The organism is Uliginosibacterium gangwonense DSM 18521, assembly GCF_000373965.1.
Classification (GTDB): Bacteria; Pseudomonadota; Gammaproteobacteria; order Burkholderiales; family Rhodocyclaceae; genus Uliginosibacterium; species Uliginosibacterium gangwonense.
Window position 1 is genome coordinate 234,250 of record NZ_KB892834.1, and the last position, 17,760, is coordinate 252,009.

Genomic DNA, 17,760 nt, shown 5'->3' on the forward strand with positions numbered 1-17,760 from the left:
AGGGGCAGAAGCTGCTCACTCTTCGGGAATGCCTTCGCTATCCGGCTCATTGGCATCCACCCGCTCCAGGCGATAGCCGAAGTTGTAGGTAGGCACAAGGCGGTAGCCATTTTCCGGCCGCAGCTTGAGTTTGCCGCGCACGCGCGAGATGTGGGTATCCACTGTGCGGGTCGCCAAGTCAGGGTTGCGCCCCCACACCGATTCCAGCATGTGCCCACGGGAAACCAGCCGCCCCACGTTGCGGAAGAGGAAGACCGCAAGGTCAAACTCTTTCTCGGTGAGATCAACCCGGTCCTCATGGAGCTTGATGAGCTTGCGCTGCGGATCAATCAGATAGGGCGGGGCCACGATCTGTTCAATGGTGTCTCGCGGCTTACTTCGCCGCAGCACGGCGTCGATCCGCGACATCAGCACGCGCTGGCTGACCGGCTTGATGATGAAATCATCCGCGCCTTCGGCCAGCCCTCCGACCACATCGTCCTCCGCGTCAAGCGAGGTAACGAAGATCGCAGGCGTTTCGTCATGGCGTTCCTGACGCAGCCAACGCAAAAAATCCTTGCCGGAGATATCCGGCACCATCCAGTCAAGCAGGTACAGATCCACGCTCTCGCGCGCAGCAAAACGCTGCAGCTCACGAGTGAGTGCGAAATCATGTACGTCATGCCCGGCTTCACGTAGCCAAGTCGTGAGCAGCAATTTCTGGGTGGGATCGTCTTCTAGTACCGCAATACGCATGTCCGTCTCCAGCGAACCTTTTCAAGTCCTGGTTGGTGCAAATTCATTCTAACCACAAATGCTGCAATGTATTCAGCATTACTTCACTTTTGGGGTATGCCGTTCATCAGTAATCGGCAAAATCCCCAACAAAACTATTCGTTGCCCTTTCCTGACCAAACGTAGACATCGGCCCATGTCCAGGGATAAATGCTACATCGTCCCCCAGTGCCCAAAGTTTATTGCGAATTGAGCTGATCAATTCAGCATAATTGCCACGCGGAAAATCAGTACGGCCTATAGAACCAGAAAACAGCACATCTCCGACAATGGCCAAACGGGCAGTGGTGCTAAAAAGCGTAATATGCCCCGGCGTATGACCCGGCGTATGCAGCACCGCCAAGGATTCTCCGCCCACTTCAATCGTGTCACCTTCCTCCAACCATCTATCCGGGCTAAAGGATTCTATCCTCGGAAAACCAAACATCCGGCATTGTTCAGGCAGGGAATCCAGCCAAAATGCATCTTCACGCTGAGGCCCATCAATCGACACCTTGTGCGCGTCCGCCAATACCCTGGCGGCACCCACGTGATCCAGATGGCCGTGGGTCAGCACCACGCGCACCAACTTGCAACCGGTCTCACGCAAACCGGCCTCAATCATTTCCACATCCCCACCAGGATCTACAACCGCAGCCTCTCCGCTCTGGTCACACCATATCACGCTGCAATTCTGCATGAAGGGGGTGACGGGAATGATTTTGTACTGAAGGGCCATACAGATCCTGATTATTTTTCAACGCGGGCCGCGCATCGCATTGTGCCCCGGCCACCCCTGCACGTTACGCACCCTGTGCAGAGGTGGCAAGTATAGCGTCCCCAATTCTTGACAGAAGATAGTTTTTTACTCGCCAAGACATTTGCCCAGGCGCAAATCCCGTTCAATCACTTTGGCTACCTGCGCACCTTGTGACATGGCACTCACCACATTGGGAAATACCGGGTTGCACACATCGCCTGCGGCGTAAATCCCCTTGGCCCCACAGCGACCCCAGCTATCCACGCACAGATAGCCCTGCGCATCATGCTGCATGGCAGACCAGACTCCGGCTTCAAAACTCGCTTCCAGATTGCCATTGGGTTCATAGCCCACCAGCACATGCAAGCGCTGGGCCTCAATGGATTCCAGCCCCTGCGGGGAAGAGATGCTCAAGGCCATGCCTGCCGCTGTCGGCTCGATCTGCTGTACGCTGGCCTGCTGCAAGAGACGCACACGGGGCTGATCAATCAATTGGCTCATCAAAGCGGCCTGGGCGCGAAATTCCGAGCGTGCCAGCAACACCACCTCGCCCCCTGCCATCAGCAACATGTGCGCGTTTTCCACCGCGTTGTCGCCACCACCAATGATGACGGTACGCCCTTGGGCTGCCAACGCCAGATTCTCAAACGCAGCCGGGCCGTAGCACACACGCCGGGCTTCAATCGAATCAATGCCGGGGATACCGCCCAGCGTTTCACGCCCACGTACCCGCGTGCCGGTTGCCAACACTACCGCCGCACAGGGCTGATGAACCACCCCTTGGGTCGTCCACACCGCAACCTGTAGCGCATCTCCTTGCCGATTTACGGCAAAGCGCTCAACGCCCATATCCACACGAATGGGCAGGCTGGCAAGGTGACGGGCAAACTGGCTGGCCATCTGCGGCCCGGTCTGGGCGATCTGCCCCAGCACCCAGTTGTTGGGCAGGGTGTTGGCGTTCATCAGCCCCCCTGCCTCGCCCGCCTGATCAATCAGCCAGGGGCGCAGCCCCAAGTTATGCAACCACAAGGCACACGACATCCCCGCCGGTCCAGCCCCCACCACCAGCACCGGGGCACACTCAACCAAACCTTCCTCCATGCTCATTTATCCGTGCAGCTCCCACTGGCATGCCAAGTCACGGCAGCCTTCTCACGGATGGAGTACTGCAACATGGTCAGCAAAGGGTAGGCACGTTGCGCGAAGCTGATAATCGAATTGCGGGCAGCGTGCTCATCCTCTTCTTCGGTATCAATTGCAGCCACCGCGCGATGTGAGCGTTCCCGGTGATCCGCGTCTATAGCTGCCTGCAAGGCCGCCAGCGCAGCAGGCAACTGCTCGACCGTCACAATCCCATCCCTGGCTTGCGGGTCTTTACCCAACACGGCAAGCATGGCACGCCCCACCTCACCAAACATGATCACATCAGCGTCGGCATTTGAATAGAAGGTGATCAGCATAGGAGACTCCAACAAAAGGACAGACAAGAAGCGATCCACGATAACCCCCATACTATGGAGCGCCTTCACTTTATTCTAGAACCTGCCCCTGATCTTACTGCACAGGCACAACCAAGATTGATGTGGAACGTAAAGCGTGCAGCTACACAGTCACAGTCTCATCCCTAAAAGCCCACGCATCAATCACAATGCCCACGGGAACGATCCACCAGCACCGGCCAAACGTACTTGAAAGCCGTACTGGACGTGCAGCGCTGCGCACAGTTTGAGTAACTGACCGTGACCTGCCGCCCCTGCTGCCAGATCTTGGCGGTGCAGCCGTCGTGCGAATTGTACAGTTCAATCGATGGCAGACGCTGGCGCTGCACAAAGCCATCCCACTCAAAGTTGCAACTGCCCTGATCAGGAATCTTGACCGAAGTGCTCAAACGTTTGACGATGCCATCGCGTATTTCTGCGCTCATCGTGCCGGAATAGCCGGTTTCGTTCTTGAACCGGCAGTTGGTCACCAGATCAATGGGTTTGGCCTCCAGCGCCTTGAGCTTGCCGCGCACATTGGCCGAAGGGCTGCTCTCACGCGTCACGGCTTGTTCACCGCCGCCACATCCAGCCAGCATCAAAACCGCCAGCAAAAGTATTTTGGATTTCATCGCCGGAACTCCGCCAACAGGGCACCCGCCCCCACAAACAAGCCACCAAAGCAACGATTGACCCAGCGCAGGTGCCCAGGATCGCGCAACACGTGCAGTACCCGCACCGCCAGCAGCGTGTAGCCACACATCACCACGATATCGGTAAACAACAACGTAGCCAGACAGATCAGATACTGCGGGGCCTGAGCCTGATGCGAATCAATGAACTGCGGCAATACCGCCAGCATGAACAAAATGCCCTTGGGATTGCTGGCGTTGATCAGGAATGCGCGCATCAGCAATTCCCGGCGCGTGGCCGTATCAGGCATCCCCTGGGATGCATCCACAACGGGAACGGGTGCGGCACGCCACTGGCACACGCCCAGATAGACAAGATAGGCCACCCCGCCCCATTTGATGATGGAAAACACCAATAGGGAGGCGCTCAGCACCGTGCCCAAGCCGGTAGCCACAACCGCCACCAGCAAGGCGACGCCCAGTTCCAGGCCGACAATATTCCAGGTGGCATGCCAGAAACCGTGGCGCATACCGGCTGTCATGCAGGACAAAGCGCCCGGCCCTGGCGACAGGCTGATCAGCCATGCCGCCACAAAAAACGCAAGCCACGTGTGTAAGCCCATTGATACCCCCTGCCCCTGTGCAACAACTGGAGTTTTGCATTGTAGAGCAAGGGGATGCGTTTACTGCAGGCAATGGATGAACGCAACGCGTCAGGCTCGGATCTTGAACTGCTCCAGGTATGCCTGCGGATTTTCTCCGTTCCACACCACACCATCCATCAGGGTGGCGCTACGCATCGGGCTTGTAGGCAGGGGCACTTTGGCAATCTCCGCCGCCTGCCGGTAAAGATCAATCTGGTTGATCTGCCGGGCAATGCCCAGATAATCAATTTCCCCTTTGAGCATCCCCCAGCGCCGGTGCTGGGTGAGGAACCACATGCCATCGGAGAGATAGGGGTAATTCACCTGCCCATCGTTATAAAACCGCATAGCGTGCGCATCGGTCCAACGCTTGCCCAGGCCGTTCTCATACTGCCCGATCATCCGTGAGCGAATGACATCGGTATCGGTATTGACGTAGGCCTTGGCCGCAATGGCCTCTGCGGTTTTGCTGCGGTTGAGCGGGCTGGCGTCGATCCAGCGCGAGGCTTCCAGAATGGCACAGATCGTCGCCCGTGCAGTGCGCGGGTAACGCGCCACAAAATCCGCACTCGCCGCCAAGACCTTTTCCGGGTGATCCGGCCAAATGCTTTGCGAAGTGGCGACGGTAAAGCCGATATTGTCGGCAATCAGGCGCTGATTCCAGGGCTCACCCATGCAGGCCCCGTCCATGTTGCCGATACGCATGTTGCTCACCATCTGCGGCGGTGGCACCACAATGGTCTTGATATCCTGGAAGGGGTGGATGCCATGTGCGGCCAACCAGTAGTATAGCCACATGGCATGTGTGCCGGTGGGGAAGGTCTGGGCAAAGGTGTAGCAGCGCTCCCTTTTGGCAATCAGGCGGGCCAGCGCGGTGCCATTGCTCACCTTCTTGTCGCGCAACTCATTTGAAAGCGAAATCGCCTGACCATTATGGCTGAGCGTCATCAGCAGGGCCATGTTCTTCCTGGGGCCGCCAATGCCCATGTGCACGCCATAAACCAGGCCATACAGGGCCTGCGCGGCATGCAGATCGCCCGCCACAAGCTTGTCGCGCACCACCGCCCAGGAGGGTTCTTTGATCAGGTTGAAACGGACACCATACTTTTGATCAAACCCCAGCAGGTGGGCCATCACTACCGAGGCGCAATCGGTAAGCGGGATAAAGCCGATATCCACCACATTCAGCTCTGGCCGTTCGCTTCCTTCTACCCATGCACCGACTACCGGGGCGCATTCCGGGGCAATCTCGCTGATGGTGTCACTGTTGTGCTGCATGCTGCGACTCTCTGTGATGGGGGAAAGAGTCCGAAACCCATAGCTGCGATACAAACCATGCCAAGGGTAGTGGAATCCACTTTGTCATAAGCATCCTGTATGCCAGAAACCAATAATTCCTTAAAATTCATTGCTTTATTAATTCCGCCCTGTACACAAGAAGAGTCGGGTGCGTGCCATACCATTCACAGCGCGAGCGGGAATGCACCAATTTGAGCGCTTCTCACCGTAAAATTTACATGCTGGTGGCTCAAGCTCGCCGGTTTGGCGCCGTAGGCGTTAACGCTGATACGGAATGTGCCCATGACCCGAGATACCATTGATCCCACCAACCGACATTTTCTGAATGCGCTCGTCAAACTCTCTGAGGAAGAGGAGATTGAAGTCGCAGAAGATGTATACGGACAAAACGGCATCAAGCTGGTTGCCCGTGGTACGCGGGTCAGCTCAAAGCTCTATGAGCGCGTGGTCAATCACAAGTTGCTCAAACCACTGGAAGTGAGCCTGAGCATTGCTGGCGAAGATGCGCTGGACTATGCCCGCGTCGGAGAAGAGTTGCTGGCAGAGTTCCCCCAGCTCAAAGCACTCACCGCATGGCAGTTGGGAAATCTCACCCCGCTGCGTCTGCTTGCCGATCTCAGGTTTCCCTCACAAGCCAAAACCTTGCTGACCCTCGCGGCGCGGCGCAACCCATCGGCCCGCAGACACGACGTGCTGGTCACCTTGCTGGCCCTGGGGCTCGCCCATGTCAGCCACCGCAAGGATGCGCAATGGATGGATGTGGTCGCCCGTGCCAGCATTCTGCATGACATCGGAGAGTTATACATCGACCCCGAGATCGTCAAACAGCATGAGCACCTCGCCCCAATGGAATGGCTGCAATATTCTGCCCACCCAGTCATTGGTGCAACCCTGGCCCGCGAAGTGCTGGGGATGGAAGAACTCAGCCAGCGCGGCATCCTGGAGCATCATGAAACGCTGGATGGTTTTGGCTATCCGCGTGCCATACAGGGGGCCGGGCTTTCCACCTGCGGCATGATCCTGGGGGTGGCAACCTTTATCTCGTCCCTGATCCTGCAGGAGTATCCCTACCGACGCATCGACATCGCGCTCAAATTCATCCCCGGTGAATTCGATACCCATCTGGTCAATAGCATCAGCGAATTGCTGCATGGCTTGCTGGAATCCCAGATCAGCGACAAGGCGCCCACCCCCACGGACCCGCTCCCGGCCAAAATCCACCAGACATTATTGGGCATGGGTACCGTGCTGGAAACCTACGAACGCCTCAAGACCCTGCACCCCCATATGAGCCATCAAACCAAGCTGACCCTTGACAGTGGTTTCAACCGCTTTGTACGTTTGCAGCGCGCCTTTACCAGCACTGGGGTTGAGAAACTGAGCAGCTTGGCAGATGCCTTCAGCGAAGTGGAGCTTGGGGGCTATCGTTTTGAAGCCCGTTGCGTGCTGCACGAGATCGCATGGCGTTGCAATAAGTTGGCCCGTGAGATTGCCGCAAACAGCATGCGGGATAGCACGCTGGCGCTGGAAGACCAGAACTGCCTGATGGAATTCTCCAACGCCCTGGCAGGAGCAAGCTAGGCTAAAACCTCAAAAGCATAAACTCTCCGCCTCGTTTTGTTCAGCACCCCCTGCACGGTGCAGCCTACGTATTTAATCAATACAAATAAATCCGCACTGCCATAAATATGCAATTGGAGTAATTCTGGGGCGATTTCATAATTTGCCCCTTGAACGGGGCGCGCAATGCTTGGCCGGGAATTCGTGAATCCCGAGCAGGCACAAAAAAGCGCGCCCGGGGGACGCGCCTTTTCAGAAACATGGGCGGATGAGGTTTATACCACCCCCGCGCCATGCGCCTGCTGGTCTGCCCAGTAGCTGGAGCGCACCATGGGGCTGCAAGCGGCGTTCTTGAAGCCCATTTTGAGGGCTTCGGTCTCGTACATCTTGAAAGTCTCGGGCGTCACATAGCGCAGCACTGGCAGGTGGCCGCCGGAGGGCTGCAGGTATTGGCCGATGGTGAGCATTTCCACGTCATGGGCGCGCAGGTCACGCATCACTTCGAGGATTTCCTCGTCGGTTTCTCCCAGGCCGACCATGAGGCCGGACTTGGTGGGCACCTCGGGGTGCATCTTCTTGAATTCCTGCAGGAGCTTGAGCGACCAAGCGTAGTCGGCACCGGGGCGGGCGGCCTTGTACAGACGGGGCACGGTTTCCAGGTTGTGGTTCATCACATCCGGCTGGGCCTGATTGAAGATGTCCAGCGCAATGTCCATGCGACCACGGAAATCCGGCACCAGAATTTCAATGCGGGTGCGCGGGCTGGCTTCGCGGGTGGTCTGGATGCAGTCGACAAAATGCTGGGCGCCGCCGTCGCGCAGATCATCCCGGTCCACCGAGGTGATCACCACGTAATTCAGACGCATCGCCGCGATAGTCTTGGCCAGTTCGGTAGGCTCTTCGGGGTTGAGCGGATCGGGGCGGCCGTGGCCCACGTCGCAGAACGGGCAGCGCCGGGTGCAGATGTCCCCCATGATCATGAAGGTGGCCGTGCCCTTGCCAAAGCATTCGTGGATATTGGGGCAGGAGGCTTCTTCGCACACGGTGTGCAGCTTGTGGTCGCGCAGGGTGTCTTTGATCTCGTTGAAGCGGGCGGTTTCTTCGGCAGAACCGAGCTTGATGCGAATCCACTCCGGCTTGCGCAGCTTCTCGGCCGGTACGATCTTGATGGGGATGCGGGCGGTTTTCTGTTCGCCGCGTTGCTTCTTGGGGGCTTCGGTCGTCATGTTTCTGGTCTTTTCAGGGTGCGACGGGGTAGTCGCGTTCTAACAGTTCGCTCAACCGGGATGCCAGTTTGTCCAGCACCTCGTCCACATTTGTCTCCGCACCTTCTTCGGCCATGCTGGTGCTGCGCAGCCCCTCGTAACCACAAGGGTTGATACGCCGGAAAGGGGCCAGATCAAGGCTCACGTTCAGCGACAGGCCGTGGTAGCTGCAGCCACGGCTGATCTTGAGCCCCAATGCGCCAATCTTGGCGTCACGCACATATACGCCGGGCGCACCTTCCCGCCGCTCGGCCTGGATGCCATAGCCAGCGAGTACATCCAGCATGGCTTGTTCCATCAGGCGGACCTGCTCGCGCACCTTGAGCTGGCGCCGGGCCAGATTGATGAGCAGATAGACCACGGCCTGACCCGGCCCGTGGTAGGTGATCTGCCCGCCCCGGTCGATCTTGACCAGGGGAATATCTGCACTGGCCTGGAGCAAATGCTCAGGTTTTCCGGCCAAACCTAGTGTATAGACCGGCGGATGCTGTAACAACCACAATTCGTCAGGGGTTTCTGCCCCGCGCTCTGCCGTGAAGCGCTGCTGGGCGTGCCAGGTTTCCTGGTAATCCACCAGTCCCAGCGGGCGCCGCAGCAAGGTTGGCGCCTGATTCACAGCACCACCTTGACCATGGGGTGTGAGCTTAATTCGCGGTACAGGTTATCGAGCTGTAACTTGGAGGTTGCACGAATGGTGCAGGTCAGCGCCAGATAGTTGCCCTTGGAGGAGGGGCGCATCTCCATGGTGGCAGGATCGAAGTCCGGTGCATGCCGCTGCACGACCTCCGCAACGGTTTGCGCGAAGCTGTCTTCACGCTTGCCCATAATCTTGAGGGGGAAGTCGCAGGGAAACTCAAGGAGGGTTTCGGATTCAGCCACAGTAGTCCTTCATTTCAAAAATTTTTCAGCCACAAGCGCAGGCGATCCCAGGAGCGCCCCAGCCAACCGGCGGCAGGTACGTCATGAAGAACCTGTACCGGGTACTCGCCCAATTGCTGACCATCCAGGCTGACCAGCAGGCTACCGACGGGGTCTCCGGCACGCAAAGGTGCGCGCAAGGCATCATGATAACGCAGCCGCTCGGTCAGGCTGGCGGCTCGCCCTGCGGGAACGGAGAGGATCAGGTCCTCGCGCAAGCCGATTTCAACGCTCGGCGCCTTCCCCAGCCACACGGGCAGACGCTTGAGGGCCTGGCGTTCCTGATGCAGACGCACTGTATCAAAAGCCTGATAGCCATAGTTGAGCAGGCGTTGGGCGTCTGCAAAGCGCTCATTATCGGACGATGCACCCAAAATGACCACGATCAGGCGCCGTGGCTCGCGCAGGGCGGAGGCGACCAGACACCAGCCTGCGGCCTCGGTCTGCCCGGTTTTCATGCCATCCACTGTGGCATCCAGCCACAGCAGCCGGTTGCGGTTGAGTTGCGAGAGATCACCGTAGCGGATTTCGTGGCGGGAGAACAGCGAATACTCTTCCGGATAGCTGCGCACGATTGCCGTGGCCAGACGCGCCAGATCATGCGCACTGCTGTAGTGCTCAGGCATGGAATGCCCGGTGGCATTGCGAAAGTGGGTATTGGCGAGCCCCAGGCGCTGGGCCTCCTGATTCATCTGACTGACGAATCCGGCTTCGCTTCCACCGAGGGTCTCAGCCAGCGCGAGGGTGGCATCGTTGGCGGAGACGACGAGCATGCCCAGCATCAGCTCATCCACACTGACGGACTTGCCTGCCTGCAGATGCATGGCGGCGCCGTTTGGCACGGCGGCGTTGGGTGAGGGTTCGATCTGCTGGCGATGATCCAGGCGCCGCTCATGCAGGGCCTTGAAAACGAGGTAGGCGCCCATCAGCTTGGTCAGCGAGGCAGGCTCCAGGCGTTGATCGGCATTGTGCTGGGCCAGAATCTGCTCACTGCCTGGATCATAGAGTATCCAAGCACGGGCATTCACTGCGGGCAGGGCAACGGCAGCCTCGACAGTGGCGCTCCACAGCGCCATACACAGGATCAGCAGTCTAGTTGCCTGAGTGGCTGCCCGCGTGGCTGCCTGCGCCCCAACACTCATCTCATGACCAGGAAGGGCCGGAGCTTGATCGCCTGTGCAATCTTACCCGCCACCTCACGCGCTTCCTCAACACTCAGGAAAGGCCCCAGATGCAGGCGATATTTGTCGCCCCCGAACTGGCTGCTGACGCCTTGGGTCAGCCATTTCAGCTCCCCCACGACGTAATCACGGAAGCTGTCGGCATGTGCCTTGGTGGCAAACGCGCCCAACTGTAAGTAGATACTGCCCGTCGCCGCCGGGCTGGGCACAGTGGCTGCCGCCACAGCAACCGGACTCACCGCTGCGGCCACGGGCACCGCATTGCTGGTCGGGGTAGGCGCTTCCACACCGCCTGCGGACTTGCCAGAGGCTGCCGGTTCGGCCTTGGCAGTCTGCACCGGTGCAGGTGCTTTTCTGGCAGGCTTCCTGCTAGAGCTGGCCAGCACCATGTCCATTTCATCCGGCACAATCGCCTCGACCATCACCTCCGCACTTCCCCGCTCAACATAGCCGAGCTTCCAGGCTGCGGTGTAGGAGAGGTCGATGATGCGGCTGCTGTGGAATGGGCCACGGTCGTTGACGCGCACGATCACCGATTTGTCGTTGGCGAGGTTGGTCACACGCACATAACTGGGAATCGGCAGGGTCGGGTGGGCCGCCGTCATGGCATACATGTCGTAGGGCTCACCACTGGAAGTGGGCTTGCCGTTGAAGCGCCGCCCATACCAGCTGGCCACGCCACGCTTGCTGTAGGGCTGTACCTGCTGCAAGGGGACATAGGTCTGCCCCAGCGCATTGTAGGGCCGGTTGGCAGAGGCCAAGAGGGGCTCAGCATGCGGCTCGGCATCGGGGATGGCATCCATGTCCGCCGGGGGATTCTCCCCAGGGCCATCATCTTTGTAGAAGCCCCCTCCCCGCTTGGTGACCACGGGGGGCCGGGCTTGGGCGGTCGGGCTCGCAGGCGCCGCCTTTTGTGGCGCAGTCCCCGCTACAGGCGCCGGGGATTGCACCGGCATCGGGGGCGACTCAGCACAGGCCGCCAGCAAAAGCGGCACTGCAAGGCAAAGACCTCGCCCCAGCCAATTCATCGGGGCACCCGGCGGCGTTGGTGTTTGATGGACATCAGGATGCCGACTCCAAAACAAAGTGTGAGCAAAGCGGTTCCCCCGTAACTGACCATGGGTAAGGGTACCCCTACCACCGGCAGGATACCACTGACCATCCCCATGTTAACAAACACATAGGTGAAGAAGATCATGGTGATCGATCCGCCCAGCAGGCGGGCAAACAGCGTGGGGGCGCTATTGGCAATCAGCAGGCCACGCCCGATCAACAGACAATACAAGACTAGCAGCAACAGAACGCCTGCCAAGCCAAACTCCTCCGAGACCACGGCGAGCACAAAGTCGGTATGCCGCTCGGGTAGAAAATCCAGGTGCGTCTGCGTACCATTGCGCCAGCCCTTGCCGATCATGCCCCCGGAGCCAACGGCAATGGTCGACTGGATGGTATGGAAGCCCTTGCCGCGTGGGTCAGACGAGGGGTCCAGCAAGGTGCACACCCGGTGTTTCTGGTAATCATGCAGCCCTGGCCACTGGACTTCGGGGGCACAGATCTGAGACTGGTACATGATCACCCCGGCCACTGCCACCGCGCCCAAGACGCCAGCAGGCACGATCAACCACCACGACAGGCCCGCAAAAAAGATCACGAAAAACCCGGCCCCTAGCACCAGGATGGCGGTCCCCAGATCTGGCTGCTTGGCGATCAACGCCACGGGCAACATCAGGATAAAGATTGCAACGAAGAAGTCCCGCACCTTGAGTACGCCTTCGCGCTTCTGGAAGTACCACGCCAACATCAACGGCATGGCGATCTTCATGAGTTCGGAAGGCTGAATACGCGCCACTCCGATGTTCAACCAGCGGCGCGCGCCCTTGGATACGTCCCCAAACAAAGCCACCGCCACCAGCAGCAGGAAACCGACCACATAGAGCGGCACGGCAATGTTTTGCAGTTTTTGGGGTTCCTGGGTGGCCACCAGCCACATCACCAACAGGCTGACGATGATATTGGTCAGATGCGAAGACATGCGATCTGGCGAAGCACTCATCATCACAATGTAGGCAAACCCGAGGATGCCTGCAATGATCGCAAGCAGCGCCGGGTCAATCGGGCGAATCACCCGCCAGGCCAATCCGCGAATATCAATCACCGGTGTCACCCTCCGCGCCCGAGTCGTCTTCCACAGCCCCCTTGGGTTTGATGCCCAGCAGGTAGTAGTCCAGCACCTGCCGTGCAATAGGGGCCGCCGTGGCCGCCCCGAAGCCCCCGTTTTCCACCAGCACCACCAAGGCAATCTTGGGCTTGTCCGCAGGCGCGTAGGCGATAAAGAGCGCGTGGTCACGCATGCGTTCGTTGACTGCGCCTTCGTGATACTTGCTGCCCTTGAGCGAGAACACCTGGGCCGTCCCGGTCTTGCCGGCCACCTCATATTTCGCTCCGGCAAAGGCGCGTGCGCCTGTCCCGCCCGTGGTCACACCGACCATGGCCTTGCGGATCACATCCAGGTGCTCGGGCTTGAAGCCCAGGTTGGCGATCGGTGTCGGCTCAATCATGCGTTTGGCGCCGCTTTGCGCATCAATCACGTATTTGACGATATGCGGCTTGAACATCACCCCGCCTGCCGCCAGGGTCGCCGTGGCATGGGCGAGCTGGATCGGAGTATAGGCGTTGTAGCCCTGGCCGATGCCGATGGAGATGGTCTCCCCTGCGTACCACTTTTGCTGTTCGGGCTTCTTGAAGCGCTTCTTTTTCCAGGCAGGCGAAGGCAGCACCCCCACGGATTCGCCTTCGATATCGATCCCCGTTCTCGACCCCAATCCCAGCTTACCCATAAAATTGGCAATCAGGTCGATCCCCATGTCGTTGGCGAGTGAATAGTAGTAAGTGTCGCAAGACACAACGATGGATTTGACCATGTCGACCATGCCATGCCCGCCAGCTTTGTCGTCGCGGAAGGTATTGTTGCCAAAAACGAAGTAACCAGGGTCGGCAATCACCGTAGTAGCTGCCCGTTTGCCGGTTTCCAACGCGGCCAGGGCCATGAAGGGCTTGAAGGTGGAGCCGGGTGGATAGGCACCATTGAGCGCCCGGTTGACCATGGGCTTGTCGAGCGAATTGTTGAGCACGTCCCAGTTATCAGGTGTGATGCCATCCACAAACAGGTTGGGGTCAAAGCGTGGCGTTGATACCAACGCCAGTACCCCGCCGGTACCCGGTTCAATGGCCACCAGCGAACCCCGCCGATTGCCAAAGGCTTCTTCGGCAATGCGTTGCAGATCGGCATCAATGGTCAATTGCAGGTTGTTGCCTGGAACAGGAGGCGTGCGGGCCAATGAACGTACGGCCCGGCCCGAGGCATCGACTTCCACCTGCTCAAAGCCAGTCACCCCGTGCAGCTCCTTCTCGTAGCTCTGCTCCAGGCCGATCTTGCCGATGTGTTCCGTCCCCCGGTAATTGGCCGCCAGATCGTCATCGTCTTCAATCTTGGCCATTTCCGCCTGGTTGATACGCCCGATGTAGCCCAGGGCATGCGAGGCAAACTCACCAAACGGATATTGGCGGAACAGCCGTGCCTTGATATCCACTCCGGGGAAACGGTAGCGCTGGGCAATGAATCGCGCCACCTCGGCATCGCTCAGGCGCGTTCGGATCGGCAGGGATTCAAAGTTCTTGCTCTCTTCGAGCAGTTTCTTGAAGCGCTTGCGATCCTTGGGCTGGATGTCGATCAGTTCGGATAGATCATCAATGGTGTCTTCCAGGTTGCGCACCTTGGAAGGGGTGATTTCCAGCGTGTAGGCCGAGTAGTTGCGGGCCAGCACCAAACCGTTACGATCCATGATCAGCCCACGGTTGGGCACAATAGGCAGCAGCGAGATGCGGTTCTCTTCGGCACGCGTGGAGTAGTAGTCGTAACGGATCACCTGGAGGTAGACAAAACGCGCCACGATCAGGCCGAAGCAGATGAGCACGAACGCCCCCGCCACAGCCACGCGGGCGCGGAAACGGGAGAGTTCCTGTTCGGGGGCTTTAAGATCCATGGTTTGGGGTCACTGCAGCGCTCAGGGCGCGGTCAGCCGGGTTTGATCCAAGGTGTTTGGCCGCATGCAGTCGGCCTTCTCATAGGGGACGATTTTCATCGTGGTCGATGGGCCGCATCTGGGGCAGGAGCAACAGATAATGCACCGGAATCCACAGGATCGCCGTGGTAAAGCAGGTGAAGAAGTATTCCCAGCCTGGGAAACGCCCCCCTGCAAACAGGCGCAAGACCAGCATCACCACCTGTACCATGAAAAACAGCGGCACCATGTGCAGGGCTTGCGCAGGCGGCGAGAACCAGAGCAGGCGGCGGGCATTGATGCCAGCCGCCCAGGCCAGCAGCACGTAGGCAATGGCGTGCTGGCCCATCACCGAGCCATGCACCACGTCCACCAATACGCCCAGGATGAACGCAGCCCCCATGCCGATGCGATGCGGCTCACGCACACACCAGAAGGCCAGGACCAGGGCGACGAAATCCGGCACGGCATAAAACTGCCCAACCGGTACAAAGTTGAGTACCAGTGCGATCACCATGCTGATGATCACAAAGCTCATGCGCACAGGCAGCAGCAGGCGGCTGGAACGGTGAGTGGGTTGCATCAGCGGGCCCTTCGTTCACTTGCGTTCCCCGAGGCGCTACTGGCCGGGGGATTGCTGGCGTTGGTATTACGGGCCACAGGCGCCGACGCCGAAGTGGCGGCATTGGCAGGCTTGCGCACACGCCCGGAAGAACTGCGCCGGGAGTCCTCCGCCGCCTCGGTCGCTGTGGATGGCATGGCGGGGCGGACAGAGGCCTGCGCCAGCACCAGCACCGCACCGGTACGCTCGACCGTGCCAATCGGGCGGCACAGGATGCGCGCAAAGGATTCGGCGCTGTCGCGCCCCACCTTGAGGATGGTTGCCACTGGCAGGCCCGCCACATAGACCCCGTCGAGGCCGGAGGTCAGAATCCGGTCGCCCGGCCGCACATCGGCGTTGGCCGCCAGATAGCGCAATTCCATCAAGCCGTTGCCCGTACCAAACATCACCGCCCGCAGGCCGCTGCGTTCGACCATCACCGGAATGGCCTGATCCTTGTCGGACAACAGGGTCACCTCGGAGTGCAGCGGATAGACCCGGGTCACCTGCCCGATCACCCCTTGCGGATCAACCACCGGAGCGCCGGGTTCGATGGATTGGGCACTGCCCTTGTCGAGCACGACTTTGCGCGAAAACGGATCGCGGGCGGCGAACAGGATTTCTGCCGCCGTGGACTTGATCTTGATCTGTGCCTGCATCTGCAACAGGCCACGCAGGTTCTCATTTTCCTGGCGGAGCTGCTCGTTGAGCAGAATCTGGCTGGACACCTTCAGTTGCTGCGCCTTCAGACGAGCATTTTCGCGCTGTAGCGAGATTAGGCCCGAGAAGTAATTCGAGGCATTGCTCACAAACTCGGCAGGCGTCGTGGCCGCGATCTGGAGCGGATAGGTCAGGATCGCCACCCCTTGGCGTAGCGGCTCCAGATAATGCATGCGCAGATCCGTCACCAGCAGTGCAAAAGACATTGCCAGATAGATCGTCAGGCGTGCCGAGGGCGGCAGACCGCGCTTGAAGAAGGGGGGCGTATCGTGACTATTGGAGGACATGGCTCTGTGCACAAGACAATCGGCACCCAGTAAAAAGGCGCAGACACTCAGTCGCCAAAGCGATCAGGGTGACCACGCCTTCTGCGATGCACACTCGTGTTTACTCCGATGCAAAGATGGAGCCGAGTTTGTCCATTTTTTCCAGCGCCATGCCGCAGCCGCGCACCACGCAAGTCAGCGGATCGTCTGCCACAATCACCGGCAGGCCGGTCTCTTCCATCAGGAGGCGGTCCAGGTCACGCAGCAAGGCGCCACCGCCCGTCAGCACCATGCCACGTTCGGCAATATCGGCGCCCAGTTCCGGCGGGGTTTGTTCCAGCGCGATCTTGACGGCGGAGACGATGGAGTTGAGCGGATCGGTGAGCGCTTCCAGGATCTCGTTGCTGGAGATCGTGAAGGCACGCGGAATCCCTTCTGCAAGGTTGCGGCCCTTGACTTCCATCTCGCGCACTTCGGAGCCAGGGAAGGCAGAACCGATTTCCTTCTTGATGGATTCTGCGGTGGTTTCCCCAATCAGCATGCCGTAGTTGCGACGGATGTAATTGACGATAGCTTCGTCGAACTTGTCACCCCCCACCCGCACAGAGCCGGCGTACACCATGCCACCCAGCGAGATCACGCCCACTTCGGTCGTGCCACCGCCGATGTCGACCACCATCGAGCCGGTCGCATCCGCCACGGGCAGATCGGCACCAATGGCGGCGGCCATCGGCTCTTCGATCAGGTAGACCTGGGAGGCCCCGGCGCCGAGTGCCGATTCGCGGATCGCACGGCGTTCCACCTGGGTCGAACCACAGGGCACGCAGATGATGATGCGCGGGGAAGGCGAGAACAGGCGCGAGTCATGCACCTTCTTGATAAATTGCCGCAGCATCTGCTCGGTGACGGTGAAGTCAGCGATCACGCCATCTTTCATCGGTCGGATGGCAGTGATGTTGCCAGGCGTTTTGCCCAACATCTGCTTGGCCGCGTGGCCAACAGCTTGAATCGTTTTCTTGGCATTCGGCCCGCCTTCGGTGCGGATAGAGACAACCGAAGGTTCGTCGAGTACGATGCCACGGCCACGTACATAGATCAGGGTATTGGCAGTCCCCAGGTCAATGGCCAAATCATTTGAGAAATAAGAGCGCAGGAGTCCGAACATGTGTGAGCCCATCAGCCCCGTCGGCGGTTAACCACGAAGCAAGTGTCTGGAAATCGAAATAGTCGGCTATGTTACCCTATTAGCCTGTTCATTTTCATTTTGCCGATCAACTCGGCTTAGGTATTAACATGGCACTTTCGCTTGAACAAGTGGCACGCATTGCCCGGCTGGCACGTATAGAGCTTGCACCTGGCGACGCTGAAGCCACACAGGCCAAGCTTAACGGTATTTTTGGTCTGATTGAACAAATGCAGGCAGTCGACACGACGGGCGTAGCCCCCATGTCGCATCCACAAGACGTAATCCAGCGGCTTCGCGCGGATGTGGTGACCGAAACCGACCGTCGGGAAGCCTATCAAACTGTTGCCCCGGCGGCGGAAGCAGGGTTGTATCTGGTGCCCAAGGTCATCGAATAGGCACCCCACCCACCGGCGGAGTGCCAATCTTTGCCTGGAGA

Annotated in this window: 19 protein-coding genes; 2 read left to right on the forward strand and 17 right to left on the reverse strand. The window is 59.2% G+C overall.

What is annotated here, in order from left to right; genetic code table 11:
* Positions 1-15: 15 nt before the first annotated feature.
* The 7 genes from B145_RS0101070 to B145_RS0101100 all read right to left on the reverse strand — a co-directional run bounded on the left by B145_RS0101070 (position 16) and on the right by B145_RS0101100 (position 5,545).
* Positions 16-735 carry a response regulator transcription factor gene (locus B145_RS0101070; RefSeq protein WP_018604555.1) on the reverse strand — a complete coding sequence of 240 codons (720 nt, stop codon included), beginning with the start codon at positions 733-735 and terminating at the stop codon, positions 16-18.
* Positions 736-841: 106 nt separating this feature from the next.
* A complete protein-coding gene (locus B145_RS0101075) occupies positions 842-1,492 on the reverse strand; it encodes an MBL fold metallo-hydrolase (protein WP_018604558.1) in 651 nt (216 codons plus the stop codon).
* 126 nt (positions 1,493-1,618) lie between these two features.
* Entirely contained in the window at positions 1,619-2,620 is a 1,002-nt protein-coding gene (locus tag B145_RS0101080; protein ID WP_018604559.1) for an NAD(P)/FAD-dependent oxidoreductase, read from the reverse strand.
* Positions 2,617-2,973 (reverse strand): DUF1840 domain-containing protein, encoded by a 357-nt coding sequence (locus B145_RS0101085; protein ID WP_018604560.1) that lies wholly within the window; start codon positions 2,971-2,973, stop codon positions 2,617-2,619. The genes B145_RS0101080 and B145_RS0101085 overlap by 4 nt, the downstream gene beginning before the upstream one ends.
* Positions 2,974-3,152: 179 nt before the next feature.
* Positions 3,153-3,623, reverse strand: coding sequence for a hypothetical protein (locus B145_RS0101090; RefSeq protein ID WP_018604561.1), 471 nt, complete (start codon positions 3,621-3,623; stop codon positions 3,153-3,155).
* Positions 3,620-4,246, reverse strand: coding sequence for a LysE family transporter (locus B145_RS0101095; RefSeq protein ID WP_018604562.1), 627 nt, complete (start codon positions 4,244-4,246; stop codon positions 3,620-3,622). The genes B145_RS0101090 and B145_RS0101095 overlap by 4 nt, the downstream gene beginning before the upstream one ends.
* Positions 4,247-4,336: 90 nt before the next feature.
* Positions 4,337-5,545, reverse strand: a complete 1,209-nt coding sequence (locus tag B145_RS0101100) for a CmpA/NrtA family ABC transporter substrate-binding protein (protein ID WP_018604563.1) — start codon at positions 5,543-5,545, stop codon at positions 4,337-4,339.
* A gap of 303 nt (positions 5,546-5,848) precedes the next feature.
* On the opposite strand from B145_RS0101100, the gene B145_RS0101105 reads away from it, so the two are divergent.
* Complete coding sequence (locus tag B145_RS0101105; protein ID WP_018604564.1) at positions 5,849-7,147, forward strand: HD-GYP domain-containing protein; 1,299 nt, start codon at positions 5,849-5,851, stop codon at positions 7,145-7,147.
* Between the two features lie 254 nt (positions 7,148-7,401).
* Here the strand turns inward: B145_RS0101105 and lipA are convergent, their stop codons facing one another.
* The 10 genes from lipA to B145_RS0101155 all read right to left on the reverse strand — a co-directional run bounded on the left by lipA (position 7,402) and on the right by B145_RS0101155 (position 17,303).
* A complete protein-coding gene (gene lipA / locus B145_RS0101110) occupies positions 7,402-8,352 on the reverse strand; it encodes a lipoyl synthase (protein WP_018604565.1) in 951 nt (316 codons plus the stop codon).
* 13 nt (positions 8,353-8,365) lie between these two features.
* Positions 8,366-9,007, reverse strand: a complete 642-nt coding sequence (gene lipB / locus B145_RS0101115; RefSeq protein ID WP_018604566.1) for a lipoyl(octanoyl) transferase LipB — start codon at positions 9,005-9,007, stop codon at positions 8,366-8,368.
* A complete protein-coding gene (locus B145_RS0101120) occupies positions 9,004-9,216 on the reverse strand; it encodes a YbeD family protein (RefSeq protein WP_245541817.1) in 213 nt (70 codons plus the stop codon). The genes lipB and B145_RS0101120 overlap by 4 nt, the downstream gene beginning before the upstream one ends.
* A 68-nt stretch (positions 9,217-9,284) precedes the next feature.
* Positions 9,285-10,451 carry a D-alanyl-D-alanine carboxypeptidase family protein gene (locus B145_RS23975; protein ID WP_018604568.1) on the reverse strand — a complete coding sequence of 389 codons (1,167 nt, stop codon included), beginning with the start codon at positions 10,449-10,451 and terminating at the stop codon, positions 9,285-9,287.
* The gene (locus B145_RS0101130) at positions 10,448-11,446 is read right to left on the reverse strand and encodes a septal ring lytic transglycosylase RlpA family protein (RefSeq protein ID WP_245541810.1); all 999 of its coding nucleotides are present in this window, start codon (positions 11,444-11,446) and stop codon (positions 10,448-10,450) included. The genes B145_RS23975 and B145_RS0101130 overlap by 4 nt, the downstream gene beginning before the upstream one ends.
* A gap of 68 nt (positions 11,447-11,514) precedes the next feature.
* Positions 11,515-12,645, reverse strand: coding sequence for a rod shape-determining protein RodA (gene rodA / locus B145_RS0101135; protein WP_018604570.1), 1,131 nt, complete (start codon positions 12,643-12,645; stop codon positions 11,515-11,517).
* Positions 12,638-14,533 (reverse strand): penicillin-binding protein 2, encoded by a 1,896-nt coding sequence (mrdA, locus tag B145_RS0101140; RefSeq protein ID WP_018604571.1) that lies wholly within the window; start codon positions 14,531-14,533, stop codon positions 12,638-12,640. Before mrdA ends, rodA begins: the two co-directional genes overlap by 8 nt.
* Before the next feature lie 79 nt (positions 14,534-14,612).
* Positions 14,613-15,134 (reverse strand): rod shape-determining protein MreD, encoded by a 522-nt coding sequence (gene mreD, locus B145_RS0101145; protein ID WP_018604572.1) that lies wholly within the window; start codon positions 15,132-15,134, stop codon positions 14,613-14,615.
* Positions 15,134-16,159 carry a rod shape-determining protein MreC gene (gene mreC, locus B145_RS0101150; protein WP_018604573.1) on the reverse strand — a complete coding sequence of 342 codons (1,026 nt, stop codon included), beginning with the start codon at positions 16,157-16,159 and terminating at the stop codon, positions 15,134-15,136. Before mreC ends, mreD begins: the two co-directional genes overlap by 1 nt.
* Positions 16,160-16,259: 100 nt before the next feature.
* Positions 16,260-17,303: a rod shape-determining protein gene (locus B145_RS0101155; RefSeq protein WP_026258706.1), complete on the reverse strand. Its 1,044-nt coding sequence runs from the start codon at positions 17,301-17,303 to the stop codon at positions 16,260-16,262.
* Between the two features lie 128 nt (positions 17,304-17,431).
* On the opposite strand from B145_RS0101155, the gene gatC reads away from it, so the two are divergent.
* On the forward strand, positions 17,432-17,719 hold the full coding sequence (gatC, locus tag B145_RS0101160) for an Asp-tRNA(Asn)/Glu-tRNA(Gln) amidotransferase subunit GatC (protein ID WP_018604575.1): 288 nt from the start codon (positions 17,432-17,434) through the stop codon (positions 17,717-17,719).
* Positions 17,720-17,760: the final 41 nt, after the last annotated feature.